The 23,000-nt window shown below is 71.0% G+C and carries 8 protein-coding genes; all 8 read left to right on the top strand.

Features of this window, described 5'->3' with window-relative positions:
- On the top strand, positions 1–1,223 hold a 1,223-nt coding region (locus ACFXBC_RS20520), incomplete at its 5' end, for a phosphopantetheine-binding protein (RefSeq protein WP_385026046.1).
- A 112-nt stretch (positions 1,224–1,335) separates the two neighbouring features.
- Positions 1,336–2,172: a hypothetical protein gene (locus tag ACFXBC_RS20515; RefSeq protein ID WP_385026043.1), complete on the top strand. Its 837-nt coding sequence runs from the start codon at positions 1,336–1,338 to the stop codon at positions 2,170–2,172.
- Between the two features lie 5 nt (positions 2,173–2,177).
- Positions 2,178–5,063 (top strand): condensation domain-containing protein, encoded by a 2,886-nt coding sequence (locus ACFXBC_RS20510; protein WP_385026040.1) that lies wholly within the window; start codon positions 2,178–2,180, stop codon positions 5,061–5,063.
- Between the two features lie 102 nt (positions 5,064–5,165).
- Entirely contained in the window at positions 5,166–6,032 is an 867-nt protein-coding gene (locus ACFXBC_RS20505) for a 3-hydroxyacyl-CoA dehydrogenase family protein (protein ID WP_385026037.1), read from the top strand.
- The gene (locus ACFXBC_RS20500; protein WP_385026034.1) at positions 6,029–6,310 is read left to right on the top strand and encodes an acyl carrier protein; all 282 of its coding nucleotides are present in this window, start codon (positions 6,029–6,031) and stop codon (positions 6,308–6,310) included. Before ACFXBC_RS20505 ends, ACFXBC_RS20500 begins: the two co-directional genes overlap by 4 nt.
- A gap of 1 nt (position 6,311) precedes the next feature.
- On the top strand, positions 6,312–7,433 hold the full coding sequence (locus ACFXBC_RS20495) for an acyl-CoA dehydrogenase family protein (RefSeq protein ID WP_385026031.1): 1,122 nt from the start codon (positions 6,312–6,314) through the stop codon (positions 7,431–7,433).
- A gap of 168 nt (positions 7,434–7,601) precedes the next feature.
- The gene (locus ACFXBC_RS20490; protein ID WP_385026028.1) at positions 7,602–8,729 is read left to right on the top strand and encodes an HAD-IIIC family phosphatase; all 1,128 of its coding nucleotides are present in this window, start codon (positions 7,602–7,604) and stop codon (positions 8,727–8,729) included.
- A 243-nt stretch (positions 8,730–8,972) separates the two neighbouring features.
- A complete protein-coding gene (locus ACFXBC_RS20485; RefSeq protein ID WP_385026025.1) occupies positions 8,973–22,982 on the top strand; it encodes an SDR family NAD(P)-dependent oxidoreductase in 14,010 nt (4,669 codons plus the stop codon).
- The last annotated feature ends 18 nt before the right edge of the window (positions 22,983–23,000 follow it).

Here is a 23,000-nt window from a genome sequence, read left to right as displayed (position 1 = left end):
GGGGGGGGGGGGGGGGGGGGGTGTGCCGCGGGGCGCGGGGGCGCGCGGCGGGCGCCCCCCCCGCGGGGGGGGCGGGGCGGGGGGGGGGCGAGAGCGCCCCCCCCCCGGGGGCGGGGGGGCTGCCGCCCGCCGACGCGGCCGCGCTCGCCGTGCTCTCCGGCCGGCCGACGGCCGACCGCAGGCCGCTCGCGGTCCACCCGCGGCCGGGTTCCGTACCGCTCTTCTCCACCCGGTCCATGGCCTGGGTGGACGGGCCGGACCTGGACGCCGGGCACTGGCTGCCCGACGCTTCGCAGGAACCGGCCGTACCTGTAGGGGAGTTGGCCGAGGCCCTGGCCGGATCCGGGTTCGGTGCCTACGTCGAGGTCGGTCCGGGGCCGGTGCTGGCCACCGCCCTCGCGCAGGCCCTGGAGGCCGGGGAAAGCGGCGCGGGCCGCGACGGTGCGCCCGTCGTCACCGCGACCCTGCGCGAGCGGGAGACAGGCATCCGGGCGTTCACCTCCGCACTGGCGGCTCTGCACGTCCGGGGTGTGGCTGTGGACTGGGCCGCCGTCCTGGGCGCCGGACACCGGGTGGACCTGCCCACCTACGCCTTCCAGCGGCAGCGGTACTGGCCTCAGCCGTCGGCCCGCCAGGCCGCTCCCGAAGCGCGGGCGGCCGACCCGGGCTCCCCTGACGAGCAGCGATTCTGGTCCGCGCTGGCGGAACAGGACATGGCCGCACTGACCGAGGTGCTGGGCGCGGGCGAGCCCTTGCGGGAGGACATGCCGCTGAGCGCGGTGCTGGCGCGGTTCTCCGCCTGGCGCCGGGACAGCGTCGCACCGGACGGGGAGCCCCAGCCCGACGGCCCACCCGGCGCCGCGGGAGGGGACGAAGGCGCCGGGGCGGACAGCCCGGACGCCGCCACTGCGGACTGGCGGCAGCGGCTCGCCGAAGTCTCCCCGGCCGAGCAGCAGAAGCTGCTGAGCGGACTGGTACGGGAGGAGATCGCGGCGATGCTCGGATACGGGTCTTCCGACTCCGTCCCGCAGTACGGCGACGTCTTCGAACTCGGCATGACCTCGATGTCGGCCGTTCAACTGCGGGAAAGAATGAACGAGCTGACTGGTCTTACACTGCCGGAGGGCTTCGTCTATGACCTCTATATGCCGGAAGCCATCGCGGAGTTCCTGCTCGGCGAACTGACGGCGGCACTCCGGGAAGGCACTCCCGAAGACCGGTGAGAGGTTTCCTGAAATACGGGAAATGCCGGCGCCCGACCGGATTTCGTTACTCAGTTCCGCAGGCTGCAGTGCGGGGAAATCAGTCAGCCAACTCCGATGATGGGATGAGAAAGTGCCGAACGAGAACGCCTGGAGTGTCATAACCGAGCCCGTCTCGAATTCCCTGATACTCGGCGTCGACTTCCCCGCGGCCGGACGTCACGAGGCGGGCTTCGAGGACCTCGTGGAGGGGATGGGCTCCGCCTGGTCCGGCCACGGGTTCCTGCAGACCTCGCCGCCGCCGGTGCGGCTGTCCGACAGGCCGTCGGGCGACTTCTACACCGACCACTGGATGCGGTCGGGCGACTGGGAGAAGCACGAGGTCGTGGCGGTGCTCGGATACTGTGTCGGCGCCGTCTACGCGGGCCGGGTCGCCGAGCGGCTGGCCGAAGCGCAGGGCAGGATGCCCCAGGTGGTGCTGTTCGACGCTCAACTCGCCGATCTGCAGCTGCTGGAGTCCGAGATGCACAAGATGATCGGCCAGGCGGGCCCGGTGCTCAGCACGGAAGAGGCGGAGCAGGGACGGAAGCAGGCAGCCGAGATCGTCGCCGCCCCGTCGATCGGTATGGCGGATGCTGCCGGGCAGATGGTCGAGCTGTACCGGGGCATGGCCGGTTCGGCATTCCGGCGGATCGGACTCTCCGAATCCCGCTGCGAAGAGATGGTGCTGCTTTTCGAGTCGTACATGACCTGGCTCTCCGCCTCGTCCCAGGTCGACCCGGCACGGGCCTGGAACGGTGCGCTCGGCTTCACATCGGCCGACTACGCCGAATTGGAGAAGACCGGAGCCACCACCGTCGTGAACGCCGTCGAGACAATCGGCCGGCGCATACCCGTCGACATCGGCCACGCCGAACTTCTGCGGGACGAATCGACCGTGCGCGCCCTTCTCGCCAACGCTGAATTCTGACCGACATGAACTCTCTGCCGGACCCGTCACTACCCGTCCCGGAATACGCTCCGGAACCGGCGGGTGCACACACCAGGGCCGCCACGAACGCGGGCGCGCACACCAGGGCCACCACCAACAAGGAGAAGGCCCTCTGGCTGCTGGAGCAACTGGTCCCCGACACCGGGGTGAACAATCTGGGGCTGGCGCTCCTGGTGAGCGGCCGGCTCCGGCCGGACGTGCTGAGCGCGGCCCTGGCCGTGGTGGCCGGCCGGTTCGAGGTGCTGCGCACCGTGTTCCGGGCGAGCGGCGCCGATCTGGTCAGGGAGGTCGTACCGGCCGGGGAGTTCGCCGTCCCCATGGAGCCGCTGGAGCTGACCGGCGGGCCGCTGGCGGATGACCTGACCGCCTTCGTCGACCACCCCTTCCGGCTCGACGGCCGCCCCCTGATCCGGGTCGGCACCGCCACCGTCGCCGACGGCGATGTGCTCTGTGTGGCCGTGCACCACTTGGTGTTCGACATGGTCTCGGCCGGCGTCCTGCTGGAGGCGCTGCTCCCGGTCTACGAAGCCGTCGCGGCCGGCCGGCCGGTGCCGGATGAGGCCATGGCACCGATCCCGGCCCTGGCCGAGTCCGAGCCGCGCCCCGCCGACCTCGACCACTGGCGCCGCACCCTGGACGGCTTCGACCCCGCAAGCCTGGGCCTGTGGTGCGGCACTCCGCGCGGCCGGCAGCCGATGCTCACCGGGGAGAGCGTCACCCGGGCGCTCGGCACCGAAGCACAGCAGGCAGCGGTCCGGTTGCAGCGTGCCGTACGGGCGCCGGTGGGCGCCGTGATGCTCGCCGCCTACGCCGCCCTGCTCGCCTCCCACGGCGCAGGCCCCGACCTGGTCATCGGCTCCCCGGTGGACGTCCGCGGGGCGAGCACCGGCGCCATCGGATACCACGTCAACGTCGTCCCGATCCGGATCCGGGTGAACCTCGCCGCGAGCTTCCGGGACCTCGCCCGCCAGGCCAGGGACGCCTTCCTCGGCTCGATGGCCCACGCCCGCACCCCCGTGGACGAACTCGCCGGTGAACTGCCGGGGATCGGTACGTCCTGGGAGACCCAGCTCTTCCGGCACCTGTTCAACTTCCTCCCGGGCGCCCCGGTCGGCGAGCTGAGGGTGGACGGGATGCCGGCCCGGCTGCTGACGGTGGAGAACCCGCACAGCAAGTTCGACCTGGAACTCGTCGGCTCCCCGGCCGGCGCCGAGCTGATGCTGCGCTACTCCGAGACGCTGACCCGCGCCGACGCGGAGGCCCTGCTGGCCCGGTTCGAGGCGCTGCTCGTCACGGCCGCCGAGGACCCGGACCTGCCACTCGGCGGCAAGGCGGGCTGGAGCGAGGCCGACCGCGCCACGGTCGACCGGGCCAACGACACCGCGACTGTCGGCCAACACGCCACCGTGGACGGGGCTTTCCTCCACCACGCACGCAGCCGACCGGCGAGCCCGGCCGTACTCGACGGCGAACGCACGGTCACCTACGGCCAGTTGGACACCGCGGCCGACGCCGTACACCAGCTGCTGACGGACGCCGGGGTACAGGCCGCGGACGTGGTGGCGGTCGCGGGGCCGCCGGACGGGACGGCCGCCGCGCTCCTCGGCTGCTGGCGGGCCGGCGCGGTCTGCCTCCCGCTCCACCCCGGAGCAGAACCGGCCCTGCTGACGGAGCAGATGACACGGCCCGGGGTGAAAGCTGTACTGGCCGGGGCCGCGGTACAGCTGCCCGCAGAGGCCGAGCTGCCCCCGGTCCTGCCACTGCCCGCGTTCCCGGAGAGCGGCGCGGAGCCCGCCTTCCCGGAGAGCGGCCCGGAGCAGCCCGGAGCGACCGTCGCGCGGCACGGCGCCGGGGCCGAACCGGACGCACCCGCCTGCCGGCTGACCGCCCCGGCGGACGCGGGGCAACCGGCAGGAACCGTACTGAGCCACGCCGGAATCGCGGACACCGCAGGCCACTTCGCCCGGGAACTCGGCGTCGGGCCCGGCACCTGCGTGCTGAGCATCGCCCGGCCCGGCACCTTCGACGCGCTCTTCGACACCGCCCTGGCGCTGAGCGCCGGAGCCCGGCTCGTCATCGCACCCGATGAGGCCCGCACCGACGCCACCGCGCTGCACGTGGTCGCCGAGCGGCATGCGGTCGCCGAGCGGCACGGGGCGAGCGTCCTCGCGGTCCCGCCCGGTACCCCGCCCGGGCTGCTGGAGGAACTCGGTGGCCGGCTGTCCGGACTGACGGTCTTCGCCCCCGGCGACGAGCTGTCCGCGCGGGCCGCGAAGGAACTGCTCGCCGCCGACTGCCGGCTGTACTGCGGCTACGGCGCCCAGGAGACCACCGGCTGGGCCCTCTCGGGCCGGGTCACCACCCCCGAGGACACCCGCAGGGGCCGGCCGATCGGCAACACCCGGGCGTTCGTCGCCGCCCGCGACGGACGGGAGCTGCCCGTCGGCGTACGCGGCGAACTGTGCGTCGCCGGAACCGGCCTGGCCCTGGACGACGCCGGCGGCCTTGCCTTCCCGGACCACCCCGGGTACGGACGCCACCACCGCACCGGCCGGCTCGCCCAGTGGCACCCGGACGGCACCCTCAGCTGGCAGGCCCGCACGGAAGCCACCGCGGGCACCGCCGCCGATGACACCGCGGATGACACCGCCGCGGACGACCCGCTCGTCCGTGACCTCGTCGGGATCTGGCAGCAGCTCCTGGACACCGAGGCCACCGCGCAGACCAACTTCTTCGACTCGGGCGGCCACTCGCTGCTCGCCGCCGTGCTGACGCAGAAGGTCGAGGACCTCACCGGTACCGCCCTCCGGCTGCGCGACGTCTTCAAGCACCCGACCCCCGCTGCCCTCGCCGCGAGGGTGCGCGGGTGAACCGGAACAAGCAGGGCCCCGGCAGCACCGCCAGGAGAGAACCGGCCGCCCGTAACCGGGCCCACCGACGCGACCGGGCCCACCGAACCCAGGAAAGAGACCATGAGCACTGCTTTCGATGAGCACCGGCTCGCCGTCATCGGCGCCGGCGTGATGGGCACGAACATCTCGGCACTGGCACTCGGCCATGGCGTCGACGTCGTCCTGGTCGAGGTGGACGAGACCGCACTCGACCAGGCGCGCGGCACCGTGCGGCAGAAGCTGCGGCACGCCCAGCTGATGGGTGTGCTGCCGGAAGGCCGCCCGCAGGGCACGCTGACGCTCACCGCGTCGCTGGACGACATCGCGGACGCCGACACCGTCGTCGAAGCCGTCACCGAGGTCGCCGAGGTCAAGAAGGAGGTGCTCAGCGCGGCCTCCAAGCTCGTCACGCCCGGCACCACCCTGATCTCCAACACCTCCTGCATCCCGATCGACGAGATGGCCGCATGGACGGCACGCCCCGAGGACCTCCTGGGCGTGCACTTCATGAACCCCGCGTACATGATCAAGATGGTCGAGGTCATCCGCGGCCCGCGTACCTCCCCCGACGTCCTGGAACGCGCCACCGCGCTGCTCACCCTCCTCGGCCGGGAGTCCCTCGTCATCGAGGACTCCGCGGGATTCGTGATCAACCGGCTGCTGCACCCGCTGATCAACACCGCGGCCATGCTCGTCCAGGAGGGCGTGGCGTCCGTCGAGACGGTGGACAACCTGCTGCAGGGCTGTCTGGGCCACTCGACAGGACCCCTGCGCACCGGCGACCTCATCGGCCTGGAGAACCTGGTCGACTCCCTCAACGTGCTCTACGAGCGCCGTGGGGACGAGAGTTGCCGCCCCTGTGACCTGCTGCTCGCCAAAGTGCGGGACGGCGACCTCGGCCGGAAGACCGGCCGGGGCTTCTACGACTACGGAAAGGTCGCCTCATGACCGTCGAAGGCGAAACCAGCACGCTCACCGCGGAGACCCTGCACAAGGAGCTGCTCGGCTTCCTCTCCGAGCGGATCCAGACCACCGTCGAGCCGGATCAGGACCTGTTCTCCTCCGGCATGGTCTCCTCCATGTTCGCCATGCAGCTCGTCGTCCACCTTGAGGAGGCGTACGACATCGCCATCGTCGGCGGCGACCTCAAGCTGGACAACTTCCGCACCGTGCAGACCATGACCGACCTCGTGCTGCGCCTGCAGGGCACGGCGGAGGCGGACTGAGATGCCGGAACTCCTGTACGACGAGCGCGCGCTGGTCAGCGAGCTCGTCGGCGACCGGGCAGCCGGCTGGGACGTCGAGGGTGAGCTGCCCGTCGATGTACTGCGCACGCTGGGCGCCCGCGGCCTGCTCTGCGCGCAGGTCCCGGCGAGCTTCGGCGGCCTCGGCCTGAGCAGCTCCGCCAACGGGGAACTCACCGCCCACGTGGGCAGCCTGTGCAGTTCGCTGCGGTCGGTGATGACCTCGCAGGGCATCGTGGCCTGGACCGTCCAGCGTTTCGGCGACCGCTCCCAGCGACGTGCCCTGCTCGCCGAGCTGACCGGCGGGAAGCTCACCGCGGTCGGCTTCAGCGAGCCCGGCGCGGGCAGCGACCTGGCGGCCATGCGCACGAGGATCAAGGCAGAAGGCGACGGGTTCGTCGTGGACGGCGCGAAGAAGTGGGTCACCGGCACCCGGTACGCCGACTTCGTGCTGATCGTCGGCCGGTACGGGGACGGTGACGGCGCCGCCGCCGCGGTCGTCCCCGTCGACGCGCCCGGCGTGCACATCGAACCGGTGCCGCACCCCATGGGCTGCCGGGCCGCCGGGCACGCCGACATCCGCCTCGACAACGTCCGGCTGCCCGCCACGCACGTGCTCGGAGGCGGCGGACAGCCGCTGTCCATGCTGTTCACGACGGCGCTCTCCTACGGGCGGATGTCCATCGGCTGGGGCTGCGTCGGCATCCTGCGGGCCTGCCTGGAGGCCGCGGCCCGGCACGTGAGGCAACGGCACCAGGGAGATGTGGCGCTCGCCGAGCACCAGCTGGTACGCGGGCACCTCTCCGACCTGCTGGTCGCCGAACAGGTCGCGCTCCGCGCCTGCGAGCACGCCAGCCGGCAGTGGGACGCGGCGGCCCCGGACATGGGCGCCATGGCGGTCCTCGCCAAGCACGTCGGCGCCCAGCAGGCCGCCCGGAGCGCCGCAACCGCCGTCCAGCTGCTCGGCTCGACCGGCGCCGCTGACGGGCACGTGGTGGCCCGCGCTTTCCGGGACGCCAAGCTCATGGAGCTGATCGAGGGCAGCAACGAGATCTGCCGGCTGATCCTCGCCGACCACGTGCTGTCCGGCACCAAGGCCGGCTGACACCGCCGGGCCGCGCACACCGGTGCCGGCTCCGGCGCCCGTCCCACCGCCCCTGTCCGTCCCACCGTTCCCGCCCGTCCCACCATCCCCGTCCGTCCGATTCCACCCCTCGGCTCGCGTCCGCCGGCCCGCAAGACCCTGACGCGAGCGAAGCCCGTAGGAGACCCCGTGGCCGACAAGCCAACTCTCGTGAAGTGCCTGGTCTGGGACCTGGACAACACCGTCTGGGACGGCACCCTGCTGGAGGACCCGGAAGTCGAACCGTTCCCCGGGATCCTGGACACCCTGGTGGAGCTGGACTCCCGGGGCATCCTGCACTCGGTGTCCAGCAAGAACGACTACGACCTGGCCTGGAAGCGCCTGGAGGAGCTGGGCCTCGCCGAGTACTTCGTACAGCCCCGGATCGGCTGGGGCCGCAAGTCCGACGCGGTCCGGGAGATAGCCGAGCGGCTGAACTTCGCCGAGCGGACCATCGCGTTCATCGACGACCAGCCGACCGAGCGCGCCGAGGTCAACTACGGCGCCCCCGACGTCCGGTGCTATCCGGCCGAGCAGGCCACCGCACTCTCCGGGCTGCCCGAGTTCACCCCGGAGACCGTCACCGTCGACGCCCGCCGCCGCCGCGAGATGTACCAGGCGGGCGCCCGCCGGGAGGCCGAGAAGGAGACGTTCAACGGCCCCGACGAGGACTTCCTGCGCAGCCTCGACCTGGTCATGACGATCAAGCGGGCCGACGAGGAGGACCTCTCCCGGGTCGAGGAACTCACCCTGCGCACCAGCCAGATGAACGCGACCGGTGTGCACTACTCGGACGCCACGCTGCGGGCTCTGCTGTCCGACGCGGACCACGAGGTGCTGACCGTCACCCTGACCGACCGCTTCGGCCCGCACGGCGCGGTCGGCGTGCTCCTCCTGGACCGCCACCCGGAGCTGTGGCACCTCAAGCTGCTGGCCACATCCTGCAGGGTGGTCAGCTTCGGCGCAGGCTCGGTGCTGCTCAACTGGCTCATCGATCAGGCGGCACGGGCCGGTGCGCACCTCGCCGCCGACTTCCGGCGCACCGAACGCAACCGCATGATGGACATCGCCTACCGGTTCGCCGGCTTCGCCGACGACTCCTGTGCCTGCCTCGCCGTGCTCGGCGAGCCCGCCGGGGAGGGCGTCCAGCAGCTGCACCTGCACGCCGACCGCCGCGAGGCACCGTCCACGATGAAGCTGACCGCCCCGGACCTGACCGCCCCGGACCTGGCCGCACACACCGGCGCACACACCGGGGAGAAGGATCCCGTCGGCTGACGGTGCGAAGGTCGCGGCGGCCCGCGTACCAGGGCCGCTGACCGGGCCCACCGACCGGGGCCACCGGGCCCGCGCACGGGCCCACCGACCGGGGTCGCGGCCGATCCGACGGACCCTCCCGCTCCACTTTCTGCCCCTTCCGTCGAGCCTCTCCGCCGCAGCCATCCGGTCGTCCGGCCCCCTTTCCGGCCGGAGGACCGGCGGCGGGGTACCGCAGTCAACTTCCGGAATACCGAGGGACTTGTGAACGAGACCGATGGGCCGGCCCTGAGAGACACCGCCGCATCCGGCGCGGAGCCTTTGGCGATCGTCGGTATGAGCTGCCGCTACCCCGGCGGGGTCCGTTCGCCCGAGGACCTGTGGGGGCTGCTGGCCGAAGGCCGCAACGGGCTCTCCGGCTTCCCGGAGGACCGGGACTGGAACCTGGACTCCCTGTACGGCGAGGACCCGGACGGCGCCGGGACGACGTACCTCACTCGCGGCGGGTTCCTCGACGACGCCACCGGTTTCGACGCCGCGTTCTTCGGCATCCCGCCGCGCGAGGCGCTGTCCATGGACCCCCAGCAGCGGGTGCTCCTTGAGGCGTCCTGGGAGGCACTGGAGAGCGCCGCCATCGTCCCGTCGGACATCCGCGGCTCCCGCACCGGCGTGTTCGTCGGCGCCGAGCCTCGGGAGTACGGTCCCAGGCTGCAGAGCGCACCGGGGAGCGTCAAGGGCCATCTGTTCACCGGCACTTCACCCGGGGTGATGTCCGGCCGGCTCTCCTACCTGCTGGGGCTGCACGGCCCCTCGCTCACCGTGGACACCTCAGCCTCCAGCTCCCTGGTCGCCGTCCACCTCGCGGTGCAGGCGCTGCGGTCCGGCGACTGTTCGCTGGCCCTGGCCGGCGGGGTGTCCGTGATGGCCACTCCGAGGAACTTCGTCGCGTTCAGCGGGCTCCGGGCGCTGTCGGCGGACGGGGTGTGCCGGCCCTTCTCGGCCGCCGCCGATGGCACGGTGTGGTCGGAAGGTGTCGGCCTGCTCGTCCTGGAGCGGCTGTCCGACGCCGTACGCAACGGCCACTCCGTACTGGCCGTGCTGCGCGGTTCGGCCATCAACTCGGACGGCGCCGGCGAGGGGCTGACCGTACCGAACGGCACGGCCCAGGAGGCCGTCATCCGCCGCGCCCTGGCCGACGCAGGCCTCACGCCCGCCGATGTGGACGTGGTGGAGGCGCACGGGACCGGTACGAGGCTGGGTGATCCGATCGAGGCGCAGGCGCTGCTGGCCACCTACGGCCAGGAGCGCGGCGAGCGCGGCTCGCTGTGGCTGGGCTCGGTGAAGTCCAACATCGGCCACCCCCAGGCCGCCGCGGGCGTGGCAGGCGTGATCAAGATGGTGCTCGCCCTGCGGCACGGCGAACTCCCCGCGACACTGCATTCGGACGAGCCGACCCCCTGGGTGGACTGGGCATCCGGCGGGGTGCGGCTGCTGACCGCTCCGGCCCCGTGGCCGGCCGGTGCGCGCACCCGCCGAGCCGGCGTCTCCGGCTTCGGCCTCGGCGGCACCAACGTCCACCTGCTCCTGGAGGAGCCCCCGGCGGTCATGGCCCCGGTGGAGGACGGTGCCGGGCAGCCTCCGACGCCACTGGTATCGGGTGCCGGTGCGGTGGTGCCGTGGGTGGTGTCGGGGCGTTCTGCTGCGGGGCTCGCGGGGCAGGGGGAGCGGCTGGGGGCGTGGGTGGCTGCCCGCCCGGAGCTGGAATCGGCTGATGTGGCGTGGTCGTTGGCGACGACGCGCTCGGTGTTCGAGCACCGGGCTGTGGTGGTGGGCGGTGACGGTACGGAGCTGGTGGCCGGGCTGGAGAGTCTGGCGGCCGGTGTGCCTTCGGGTTCGGTGGTCTCCGGGGTGGCCCGCTCGGGCTCCCGCTCGGTGTTCGCGTTCGCGGGTCAGGGTTCGCAGTGGGTGGGGATGGGGTGTGAGCTGGCGGGGGTTTCGCCGGTGTTCGCGGCGCGGCTGGGTGAGTGTGCCGAGGCGCTCTCGCCGTACGTGGACTGGTCGTTGGACGACGTACTGGCGGGGGCGGAGGGTGCGCCCGCGTTGGAGGCGGCTGATGTGGTTCAGCCTGCTCTGTGGGCGGTGATGGTGTCGTTGGCTGCGGTGTGGGAGGCGGCCGGTGTCGCCCCGGAGGCTGTGGTCGGGCATTCGCAGGGGGAGATCGCGGCGGCGACGGTTGCGGGGATGTTGTCCCTTGAGGATGGCGCCCGGGTGGTGGCGCTGCGTTCGAAGTCCCTGAAGGTGCTTGCTGGTGCGGGCGGGATGCTCTCGATCAGCCGCCCGGCCTCCGAGGTCGAGGAGCGTCTTGTCCGCTTCGGTGAGCGTGCGTCGCTGGCGGCGGTCAACGGGCCTTCGGCGACGGTGGTTTCGGGTGAGCCGGACGCGCTTGAGGAGCTGAAGGCGGAGTTCGAGGCCGAGGGTGCCAGGGCGCGGATGGTGGCGGTGGACTACGCCTCGCACTCCGCTCAGGTGGACCGCCTGGAGAAGGAGATCACCACGGCCCTGGCCGCGATCACTCCGCGTCGGGGTCGTGTCCCGATGGTCTCCGCGATGACCGGCGAGACCCTGACCGGTGAGGAGCTGGACGCGGGCTACTGGTTCCGCAGCCTCCGTGCCACGGTCCACTTCGACCGCACGGTACGGGCCCTGGCGGGCCGCGGACACCAGCTCTTCATCGAGGTGACCCCGCACCCGGTGCTGCTGGGCGCGATGAACGACACCCTGGAAGAGGTCGCGCAGGAGGCCGGCCCCGGTGTCGTACCGGGCGTCGTCTGCGGGACGCTGCGCCGCGACGAGGGCGGCGAGGCACGTCTGCTGACCTCGCAGGCCGAGGCGTTCGTGGGTGGGGCGCCGGTCGACTGGCGCGCGGTACTGTCCGCCGGTGAGCGGGTCGAGTTGCCGACGTACGCCTTCCAGCACAAGCGCTACTGGCTCGACGCCGGATGGTCCTCGCAAGCGAGCAAGGTACCGGAGACCACAGACGACACGGCTGCGGCGACCGACTCCCGCCCCGCCGCCGCAGAACTTCTGGGGCAGCTCGCCGGGCAGCCGGAATCCGAGCGGGAGCAGCTGGTCCTGGACCTGATCAGGACGCACGCCGCAGCCGTACTCGGACACACATCGTCGCAGGCCCTCGACCCCGCGCGCACCTTCAAGGAGCTGGGCTTCGATTCCGTGACCGGTGTCGACCTGCGCAACCGGCTGGGCGCAGCGGTCTCCACGCGGCTGCCCACCACACTGATCTTCGATCACCCGACGCCGCTGCTGCTCTCCGCGTTCCTGCGCGGGGAAGCGCTGGGCCACGACCGTCCGGGCGAGACCGCCGTCCCTGTCCGGACGCCCGTGGACCCGGACGAGCCCATCGCGATCGTGGCGATGAGCTGCCGTCTCTCCGGCGGCGTCAGCAGCCCGGAGCAGCTGTGGGACCTGCTGGCCGACGGCGGTGACGCAGTCGGGGAACTTCCCGGCGACCGCGGCTGGGATCTCGCCCCGCTGCCTGATCCGGCCGGGGAGCTGCCCGGCACACTCACCACCCGCGCAGGCGGTTTCATCACCGGAGCAGGTGAGTTCGACGCCCAGTTCTTCGGGATCAGCCCGCGTGAGGCGCTGGCGATGGATCCGCAGCAACGCCTGTTGCTCGAACTTTCCTGGGAAGCCATCGAGCGGGCGGGCATCGACCCGGGGCGCCTGCGAGGCTCGGCGACCGGCGTATTCGCGGGCGCCTCCCCGTCCGGGTACGGAACCCACGCGCCCGCAGAACTCGAAGGCCATCTGCAGACGGGTATCACGCCCAGCGTGATCTCCGGCCGTATCGCCTACACGCTCGGACTAGAAGGTCCCGCGCTGACCGTGGACACGGCGTGCTCCTCCTCGCTTGTGGCGCTCCACCTGGCCGCCCGGTCGCTGCGTTCCGGCGAGTGCTCGCTGGCCCTCGCGGGCGGCATCACCGTGCACGCCACCATGTCGTGGCTGAACTGGTTCAGCCGCCAACAGGGGCTGTCCGCCGACGGGCGCTGCAAGGCGTACTCGGACCGGGCGGACGGCATGGGAATGGCGGAAGGCGCCGGTGTCCTGGTGCTGGAGCGGCTCTCGGATGCCCGGCGGAACGGTCACAAGGTGTTGGCGGTGGTGCGCGGCAGCGCCGTCAACCAGGACGGTGCGTCCAACGGCCTCACGGCCCCGAACGGTCCGTCGCAGCAGCGGGTGATCCGGGCGGCGTTGGCCGATGCGGGGCTTGCGTCCGCCGATGTGGACGTGGTCGAGGGGCACGGCACGGGAACCCCGCTGGGCGACCCGATCGAGGCGCAGGCCCTGCTGGCGACCTACGGCCAGGACCGTCCGGAAGACCGGCCGCTCTGGCTGGGGTCGGTGAAGTCCAACATCGGCCACGCCCAGTCGGCCGCAGGCGTGGCGGGCGTCATGAAGCTCGTACTGGCCCTGCAACACGGGGAGTTGCCGAAGACCCTGCACGCCGATGAGCCGTCCTCGCACGTGGACTGGGACGCGGGCGCGGTGCGCCTCGCGACCGAGTCGGTCCCGTGGCTGATGAGGGAGGACCGTGCGCGGCGTGCGGGCGTCTCCTCGTTCGGTATCAGCGGCACCAACGCGCACGTGATCATCGAAGAGGCTCCGGTTGACGAGCGGGCTTCTGCCCCGGGGGATGCCTCTGGTGTGGGTGGTGTGGTGTTGCCGGTGGTGCCGTGGGTGGTTTCGGGTCGTTCGGTGGCGGGTCTGGCGGGGCAGGCCGGCCGGCTCGCGGAGTTCGTGGAGCGGGATGCGGGTGTGCGGCCGGTGGATGTGGGCTGGTCGTTGGCGTCTTCGCGTGCGGTGCTGGAGCACCGGGCGGTGGTGTTGGGTGCGGACCGCGATGAACTGATGGCCGGGGTAAACGGGTTGGCGGAGGGCCGGGAACTTCCCGGCCTGGTGAGCGGGGTTGCGGGGGCTGCGGGCAGGCTCGGCTTTGTCTTTACCGGTCAGGGTGCTCAGCGTCTGGGTATGGGCGGCCAGTTGTATAAGGCGTTTCCGGTGTTCGCGTCGGCCTTCGATGAGGTGTGTGCGGGGCTGTCCGGGCATGTGGAGGGTTCCCTTGCCGCGGTGGTTCGGGGTGAGGGTGAGGTGTCCTGGCCTGGTGGCGGAAGTGTTGATGCGACGGTGTGGGCGCAGCCTGCGTTGTTTGCCGTAGAGGTGGCGTTGTTTCGGCTTCTGGAGTCGTGGGGTGTTGTTCCGCAGGTGGTGGCGGGGCATTCCATTGGTGAGCTGGCCGCTGCTCATGTGGCGGGTGTGTGGTCGTTGGGGGATGCCTGTGCGGTGGTGGCTGCTCGTGGTCGTTTGATGCAGGGCCTGCCTGTGGGTGGGGCGATGGTGGCGGTGGAGGCTTCCGAGGAGCGGGTGCGTGAGGTGATTGTGGCCTGTCCGGGTGTGGATGTGGCTGCGGTCAACGGTCCGCGTGCGGTGGTGCTGTCCGGTGTCGAGGGTGAGGTGTTGGCGGCTGCGGAGGTGTTGGCGCTGGCTGGTGCGCGGACGCGTCGTCTGCGGGTGTCGCATGCGTTCCATTCGCCGTTGATGGAGCCGATGCTGGAAGAGTTCGCCGAGGTGGTTGGTCAGGTCACCTTCCACCGGCCGAGGCTGGCGATGGTGTCGGCGTTGACCGGTCGCCCTGTCGCGGACGAGGTGGCCGATCCGTCGTATTGGGTGCGGCATGTGCGTGAGGCCGTCCGGTTCGCGGATGCTGTCGAGGCGATGCGCGAAACCGGGGTGGGCACCTTCCTGGAGCTTGGCCCGGACGGTGTGCTGTGTGGGATGGGGCCGCAAACGCGTGCCGAGGGTGACACATCCGATGAGGTGTGGTTGCCGGTGCTGCGCCGGGGCCGTGATGAGCCGAGGGCGCTGCTGACCGCCCTGGCGAAGGCGTTCGTACACGGAGTGCCGGTGGGCTGGCAGAACGTCTATGCCGGTACCGGTGCACGCCGTGTTGACCTGCCGACCTATGCCTTCCAGCGGCAGCGTTTCTGGTTGGACGCGGCCAGTGACAGTCGTGCTGAGGATCTTGGTCTGGCATCTCCGGGGCATCCGCTGTTGGGCGCTGTAGTAGTGCTGTCTGCGGGTGGTGGTGTGGTGTTGACGGGGCGGTTGTCCTTGTCCTCGCAGTCGTGGCTTGCGGATCATGTGGTGGCGGGTCGGGTGGTGGTGCCAGGTGCTGCGTTGGTGGAGTTGGCGGTGCGGGCCGGGGACGAGGTGGGTTGTTCGCGGGTCGATGAGCTGCTGAGTGAAGCGCCCCTCGTGCTGCCCTCGGTTGGTGGGGTGCGGGTGCAGGTGACGGTGGAGGTACCGGATGAGTCCGGTCACCGTGCGGTCAGCATTCATGCCCAGGACGAGGACGTTTCGCGGGTAGGGCAGTGGACGCGTCATGCGGCGGGTGTGCTTGCTCCGGCCGGGGTGGCTGCCGAAGTGCCAGACAGGTTGGCTCAGTGGCCTCCGGCTGATGCGGAGGCCCTCGATCTGGCTGGCTTCTACCCGGGTTTGGCGGAGCGTGGTCTTGGCTATGGCCCGGTGTTCCAGGGTGTGCGGGCGGCTTGGCGTCGTGGTGCGGAGCTGTTCGCTGAGGTTGCGCTGTCGGAGGATGTGGCGGTGGAGGGGTTCGGGTTGCATCCGGCCCTGTTGGATGCGGCGTTGCATGTGAGTGTGGGTGTTGGGGAGCGTGCGGGCGGGCTGGAGGTGCCGTTTGCGTGGCGGGATGTTGAGTTGTACGCGACCAATGCGCGGGTGGCCCGTGTCCGGGTCGACACGCAGGGCGAGGCTCTCTCCCTGACCCTCGCGGACACCGACGGCGCACCGATCGCCGCCGTCGGCGGCCTGACCCTGCGGTCGTTCACGGCTCCCACTGCCGAAGCAGATGATGGCCTGTACGGGATCCAGTGGGTTCCCGCCCCAGAGACCCAGCCCGCAGAGGAGAGGGAGTCGGAGCCGGCCGGCGACCGGTGGGTGGTGCTCGGCGGAACGGCCGGCGCCGGGTCCGGGATCCCGGGAGCGGTGGCGTACCAGGATGTGGCGGCACTGGTGAAGGCGGTCGAAGCGGGGGCAAAGGTCCCTCGGACCGTGGTGGCCCCGGCCCTGTCGGCAGCCGGCCCCGAGGGTGTTGTGGCTGCGGTGCATCGGACCGCAGCGGATGTACTGGAGCTGGTGCAGCAGTGGCTGGCGGCGGATGTGCTGTCCGGTGCGCGGCTGCTGGTGGTGACCGAGCGTGCGGTGGACGCCGGCCCCGAGGCACCGGTGGAGCTGGCTGCCGCCCCGGTCTGGGGCCTGATACGGGTGGCGCAGACGGAGAACCCCGGCCGGATCCTGCTGGCCGACGTGGACGAGGTCTCCACCGACGAGACAGCCGACCGGCTGCTGGCCGGAGTGGCCCTGGACGAGCCGCAGTTCGTGGTGCGGGGCGGCAGAATTCGAGTGCCACGGCTGGTACGTCTGCCGTCCTCGCCTCCGTCCCCGGAAGGGGAGCACCGGCCGGGCGCCGTGCTGGTGACCGGTGCCTCCGGGGTGCTGGGTGGTCTGGTGGCGCGGCATCTGGCGGAGAGTGGGCAGGCGGATCACCTGGTGCTGGTCTCCCGGCGTGGTGGGGAGGCCCCGGGGATGCCGGATCTTGTCGGTGATCTGGATGGGTTGGGTGTTCGGGTCACTGTCGCTGCTTGTGATGTGGGCGACCGGGAGCAGCTCGCGGAAGTGCTCAGGGATGTGCCGCTGACAGGCGTCGTACATGCGGCTGGGGTGCTGGATGACGGGATCGTCGGTTTGCTCTCCCTGGAGCGGTTGGGGGCGGTACTGAGGCCGAAGGTGGATGCGGCCTGGAATTTGCATGAGGTGACCCGGGATCTGGGCATGGCGCTGGACACCTTTGTGCTGTTCTCGTCCGTCGCGGGCGTGGTGGGTAACGCCGGGCAGGCCAATTACGCGGCGGGCAACACCTTCCTCGACGCCCTGGCCGCGTACCGCCATCAGCAGGGTCTGCCCGCTGTTTCGCTGGCCTGGGGACCCTGGGAGTCCGGCATGGTCCGCGCTCTGAACGATGTGGACCGGCACCGGATGTCCCGACAGGGGCTGCGGCCGCTGTCCGCACCGGCCGGGCTGGCCCTGCTGGACGCCGCCGTCCGTACCGACAGCGCCCTGCTGGTCACCGCTGGATTCGACCCGGCCGCGCTGCGCAGCGCCGGAGAGGTGCCCCCGTTGCTCTCCGGACTGCTGCCGGGAACGCGCAGCGGCCGACAGCCCGTCCGCCGCACGGCCGCCGAGCCGGCCGCCGATGGCCGGAACACGCTGGCTGGACGGCTCGCCGGGCTCGGCCCCGACGAGCGGTCCGAGACCGTCCTCCACCTGGTGGCGACGGAGGCCGCGCTGGTCCTGGGGATGGCAGGGCCGGAGTCCGTCGAGTCCGGACGCTCCTTCCGGGACACCGGCTTCGACTCGTTGACCTCGGTCGAGCTGCGCAACCGGCTGAACAGGACGACGGGTCTACGACTTCCGGCCACCGCCGTATTCGACCACCCCACCCCCGCCGCGCTGGCGGAATACGTACGAGCCGAACTGCTCGGCGAGGACGTCGGCGTACCGGCCCCCGGCACCGCCCCGGTGGCCGGCGGCGCACGTGTGGACGACGATCCGGTCGTCATCGTCGGCATGGGGTGCCGGTTCCCTGGTGGGGTGTCATCCCCCGAGGGGCTGTGGCAGCTGGTGGAGTCGCGCGGCGACGCGATCGGCCCCTTCCCGTCGGACCGTGGATGGGCCGAGGACTTGGTGGACCCGGACCCGGACGCCATGGGCAAAAGCGTCTCGGGGGAGGGCGGATTCCTCTACGACGCGGCTACGTTCGACGCGGAGTTCTTCGGGGTCAGCCCGCGTGAGGCTCTGGTGATGGACCCGCAGCAGCGGCTGCTGCTTGAGACCTCCTGGGAGGCGCTGGAGAACGCCGGCATCGACCCCACCGGGCTGCGGGGCAGCGGAACCGGCGTGTTCGCGGGGCTCTTTTACCACGACTACCTGCCCTGGCATGCCGTGCCGGAGGAGGCCGAGGGGTACCTCGGCACCGGCGGTATGGGTTCGGTGGCCTCCGGCCGGGTGGCCTATGCGCTGGGCCTTGAGGGCCCGGCGGTGACGGTGGACACGGCGTGTTCCTCCTCACTGGTGGCGCTCCATCTGGCTGCCCGGTCGCTGCGGTCGGGGGAGAGCACGCTGGCGCTGGCCGGCGGGGTGACGGTGATGTCCACCCCCGGCACGTTCATCGACTTCTCGCGCCAGCGTGGGCTCGCGTCGGACGGTCGCTGCAAGGCGTATGCAGAGGGCGCGGACGGTACCGGCTGGGGTGAGGGTGTCGGTGTCCTGGTGCTGGAGCGGCTCTCGGATGCCCGGCGGAACGGTCACAAGGTGCTTGCGGTGGTACGTGGGTCGGCCGTCAATCAGGACGGTGCGTCCAACGGCCTCACCGCACCCAACGGCCCCTCCCAACAGCGGGTGATCCGGGCGGCATTGGCCGATGCGGATCTGGCACCCGCCGATGTGGACGTGGTGGAGGGCCACGGCACGGGAACACGCCTGGGTGATCCGATCGAAACACAAGCACTGTTGGAGACCTACGGACGGGAGCGGCCCGATGGCCGGCCGCTGCTGCTGGGTTCGGTGAAGTCGAACATCGGTCACGCCCAGGCCGCTGCGGGTGTGGCGGGCATCGTGAAGATGGTGGCCGCGATGGAGCACGGCTTGGTTCCTGCCACGCTCCATGCGGAGAGCCCGTCCTCGCATGTGGACTGGGATGCGGGGGCGGTGCGGCTGGTTACTGAGCCGGTGCCGTGGCCTGAGACGGGTGGGCGTCCGCGTCGTGCCGGGGTGTCGTCCTTCGGGTTCTCCGGCACCAACGCGCACGTGATCATCGAAGAGGCTCCGGTTGACGAGCGGGCTTCTGCTTCCTGGGACGCTCCTCTGAGCGAGGCCGGTGGTGTGGTGTTGCCGGTGGTGCCGTGGGTGGTTTCGGGTCGTTCGGTGGCGGGTCTGGCGGGGCAGGCCGGCCGGTTGGCGGAGTTCGTGGGGCGGGATGCGGGTGTGCGGCCGGTGGATGTGGGCTGGTCGTTGGCTTCTTCGCGTGCGGTGTTGGAGCACCGGGCCGTGGTCCTTGGCTCGGATCGCGATGAACTGGCCGCCGGGTTGGGTGGGTTGGCGGATGGCCGTGAGCTGCCGGGCGTGGTGAGCGGTGCTGCGGACGGTAGTGCGGGCAAGCTCGGCTTTGTCTTTACCGGTCAGGGCGCTCAGCGTGTCGGTATGGGCCAGCAGTTGTATGAAGCCTTCCCGGTGTTTGCGGGGGCGTTTGATGAGGTGTGTGCGGGTCTGTCGGGGCATGTTGAGGGTTCGCTCGCTGCGGTGGTGCGCGGTGAGGGTGAGGTGTCCTGGCCGGGTGGCGGAAGTGTTGATGCGACGGTGTGGGCGCAGCCCGCGCTGTTCGCGATCGAGGTGGCACTTTTCCGGTTGCTGGAGTCGTGGGGTGTTGTTCCGCAGGTGGTGGCGGGGCATTCCATTGGTGAGCTGGCCGCTGCTCATGTGGCGGGTGTGTGGTCGTTGGGGGATGCCTGTGCGGTGGTGGCTGCTCGTGGTCGTTTGATGCAGGGCCTGCCTGTGGGTGGGGCGATGGTGGCGGTGGAGGCTTCCGAGGAGCGGGTGCGTGAGGTGATTGTGGCCTGTCCGGGTGTGGGTGTGGCTGCGGTCAACGGGCCGCGTGCGGTGGTGCTTTCCGGTGTCGAGGGTGAGGTGTTGGCGGCTGCGGAGGTGTTGGCAGAGGCTGGTGCGCGGACGCGTCGTCTGCGGGTGTCGCATGCGTTCCATTCGCCGTTGATGGAGCCGATGCTTGAGGAGTTCGCCGCGACGGTCGCTGAAGTCGCCTATCAGAAGCCGCGGTTGGCGATGGTGTCGGCGTTGACGGGTCGTCCCGTGGCGGATGAGGTGATGGATCCGTCGTACTGGGTGCGGCATGTGCGTGAAGCGGTCCGGTTCGCCGATGCCGTCGACGCGATGCGTGAGACCGGGGTGCGCACCTTCGTTGAAATCGGCCCGGATGGTGTCCTCTCCGGCATGGGACCGCAGACCCGCACCGAGGGCGAGGCTCCCGATGAGGTGTGGTTGCCGGTGTTGCGCCGGGGCCGTGATGAGGCGAGGGCGCTGCTGACCGCGCTGGCGAAGGCGTTCGTACGCGGAGTACCAGTGGACTGGGAGAAGCTCTATACGGGCACGGGTGCACACCGTATCGGCCTGCCCACCTACGCCTTCCAACGGCAGCGCTACTGGCTACCGACCCCCTCCGCCCGTTCGGACGCGGCGGAGTTGGGCCAATCGGCCGTTGGCCACCCACTGTTGGGTGCTGCGGTAGCGCTGTCTGCTGGTGGTGTGGTGTTGACGGGACGTCTGTCCTTGTCCTCGCAGTCGTGGCTTGCGGATCATGTGGTGGCGGGTCGGGTGGTGGTGCCGGGTGCTGCGTTGGTGGAGTTGGCGGTGCGGGCCGGGGACGAGGTGGGCTGCTCGCGCGTCGATGAGCTGCTGAGCGAGGTGCCGCTTGTGCTGCCCTCGGTTGGTGGGGTGCGGGTGCAGGTGACGGTGGAGGTACCGGATGAGTCCGGTCACCGTGCGGTCAGCATTCATGCCCAGGACGAGGATGTTTCGCCGGAGGGGGAGTGGACGCGTCATGCGGTAGGTGTGCTTGCTCCGGCCGGGGTGGCTGCCGAAGTGCCAGACGGGTTGGCTCAGTGGCCGCCGTCCGGTGCGGAGGTCGTTGATCTGGAGAGCTTCTACCCGGGTTTGGCGGAGCGTGGTCTTGGCTATGGCCCGGTGTTCCAGGGTGTGCGGGCGGCTTGGCGTCGTGGTGCGGAGCTGTTCGCTGAGGTTGCGCTGTCGGAGGATGTGGCGGTGGAGGGGTTCGGGTTGCATCCGGCCCTGTTGGATGCGGCGTTGCATGTGAGTGTGGGTGTTGGGGAGCGTGCGGGCGGGCTGGAGGTGCCGTTTGCGTGGCGGGATGTTGAGTTGTATGCGACCAATGCGCGGGTGGCCCGTGTCCGGGTCGACACACAGGGCGACGCTCTCTCCCTGACCCTCGCGGACACCGACGGCGCACCGATCGCCGCCGTCGGCGGCCTGACCCTGAAGCTGTTCGACCTTGCTGCCACTGCCGGTCCCTCTGATGGCCTGTTCACGGTGGAGTGGGTGCCCGCTGCGGTGGCGGCGAGTGGTTCCGGCGAGGCGGCGGTCCCGTGGGCCGTGCTCGGCGAGAACGTCCCGGGCGCCACGGCGTACCCGGACCTTCCGACGTTGGTTGAGGCGGTCGAGGCCGGTGCCGAGGTCCCCCGTACTGTCGTAGTACGGGCCGCAACTCCACCGGAGGTAAAGGGTGTTGTGGCTGCGGCGCATCGGACCGCAGCGGATGTACTGGAGCTGGTGCAGCAGTGGCTGGCGGCGGATGTGCTGTCCGGTGCGCGGCTGCTGGTGGTGACCGAGTGTGCGGTGGATGCTGGACCTGAGGCCGCGGTGGAGCTGACTGCTGCCCCGGTCTGGGGCCTGATACGGGTGGCGCAGACGGAGAACCCCGGCCGGATCCTGCTGGCCGACGTGGACGACACGTCCGTCCCCGATGCCGAGCTGGCCGGCTGGCTGAGCGCCGGCGTGGAGCTGGGCGAGCCGCAGTGGGTGCTCCGGGACGGACAGATCCGGGTGCCCAGACTGACCCGTACGGCATCGATCAGTACGACAACACCAGCGACAACACCAGCGACAACAACAGCCGTTCATAGAGACCTTGGGTCCGGTGCAACACCGTCCGACGAAGTCGCGACCCGTACGACCCGGCCGGGCACCGTGCTGGTGACCGGTGCCTCCGGGGTGCTGGGTGGTCTGGTGGCGCGGCATCTGGCGGAGAGTGGGCAGGCGGATCACCTGGTGCTGGTTTCCCGGCGTGGTGGGGAGGCCCCGGGGATGCCGGATCTTGTCGGTGATCTGGATGGGTTGGGTGTTCGGGTCACTGTCGCTGCTTGTGATGTGGGTGACCGGGAGCAGCTTGTGGATGTTCTCAAGGGTGTGTCGCTGACGGGTGTGGTGCATGCGGCTGGGGTGCTGGATGACGGGATCGTCGGTTTGCTCTCCCTGGAGCGGTTGGGGGCGGTGCTGAGGCCGAAGGTGGATGCTGCCTGGAATCTGCATGAGGTGACCCGGGATCTGGGCATGGAGCTGGACACCTTTGTGCTGTTCTCGTCCGTCGCTGGCGTGGTGGGTAACGCCGGGCAGGCCAATTACGCGGCGGGCAACACCTTCCTCGACGCCCTGGCCGCGCACCGCCACCAGCAGGGACTGCCCGCTGTTTCGCTGGCCTGGGGACCCTGGGAGTCCGGCATGGCCGGGCAGCTCACCGACGCCGAACGTCAGCGACTGGCCCGGCAGGGGCTGCTGCCACTCACCGACGCGCGCGGACTCGCCGTGCTGGACTCCGCAAGGGGCCGAGTGGAACCACTGCTGGTGGCCGCCGAGTTGGACCCGGCCGCGCTGCACCGTACCGGCGAAGTCCCGCCCCTGTTCTCCGGGCTGGTACGCGGTCCGCACGCAGGCGGGCCCGCCCGTCCGGCAGTCGACGGGCGGCGCAGCGTCCCGGGGCAGGCCGAAGCACAGCAGCGGCTCGCCGAGCAGCTGGGCCTGCTGGACCGGAGCGAGGCCCTTGAGACCCTGCGGGACCTGGTCCTGGCGCAGTCCGCCCAGGTGCTGGGCATGTCCGGGCCCGGCCGCCTGGACGCGGCCCGCTCCTTCCGCGACGTCGGCTTCGACTCGCTCACCGCCGTCGAACTGCGCAACCGTCTGAACAGCGCCACCGGGCTGCGGCTGCCGCCCACCGTGGTCTTCGACCACCCGAGCCCGGCTGCGCTGGGCGGCTACCTCGCCGAGGAGATGCTCGGCTCCGCGTCCGAGGAATCGGACGCGCTCGCGGCCCACTCCGGACTCGACCGGATCGAGGCTGCGATCGCCGGGCTGATGGCCGACGAGGCCGCGCGGCTACGGGTCACTGCCCGGCTCAAAGACATTCTGGGCACGCTGAACGGGACCGCCGGAACCGACGACGGTGACGACGACGGCACCTCGGTCGCCGACCGTATCCAGTCGGCCAGCGACGACGACATGTTCGACTTCATCGACAACCAGCTCGGGCTCTGAGTACGTCGCCGTACCACC

It is taken from the genome of Streptomyces sp. NPDC059398, from assembly GCF_042751845.1.
Taxonomy (GTDB): domain Bacteria; phylum Actinomycetota; class Actinomycetes; order Streptomycetales; family Streptomycetaceae; genus Streptomyces.
This window is presented reverse-complemented; position numbering and strand designations above follow the sequence as displayed.

What these genes read in the sequence shown, in the direction of transcription:
- ACFXBC_RS20495 (WP_385026031.1), top strand. Translation starts at nt 6,312, where the DNA reads ATGCCGGAACTCCTGTACGACGAGCGCGCGCTGGTCAGCGAGCTCGTC.
- ACFXBC_RS20510 (WP_385026040.1), top strand. Translation starts at nt 2,178, where the DNA reads ATGAACTCTCTGCCGGACCCGTCACTACCCGTCCCGGAATACGCTCCG.
- ACFXBC_RS20500 (WP_385026034.1), top strand. Translation starts at nt 6,029, where the DNA reads ATGACCGTCGAAGGCGAAACCAGCACGCTCACCGCGGAGACCCTGCAC.
- ACFXBC_RS20505 (WP_385026037.1), top strand. Translation starts at nt 5,166, where the DNA reads ATGAGCACTGCTTTCGATGAGCACCGGCTCGCCGTCATCGGCGCCGGC.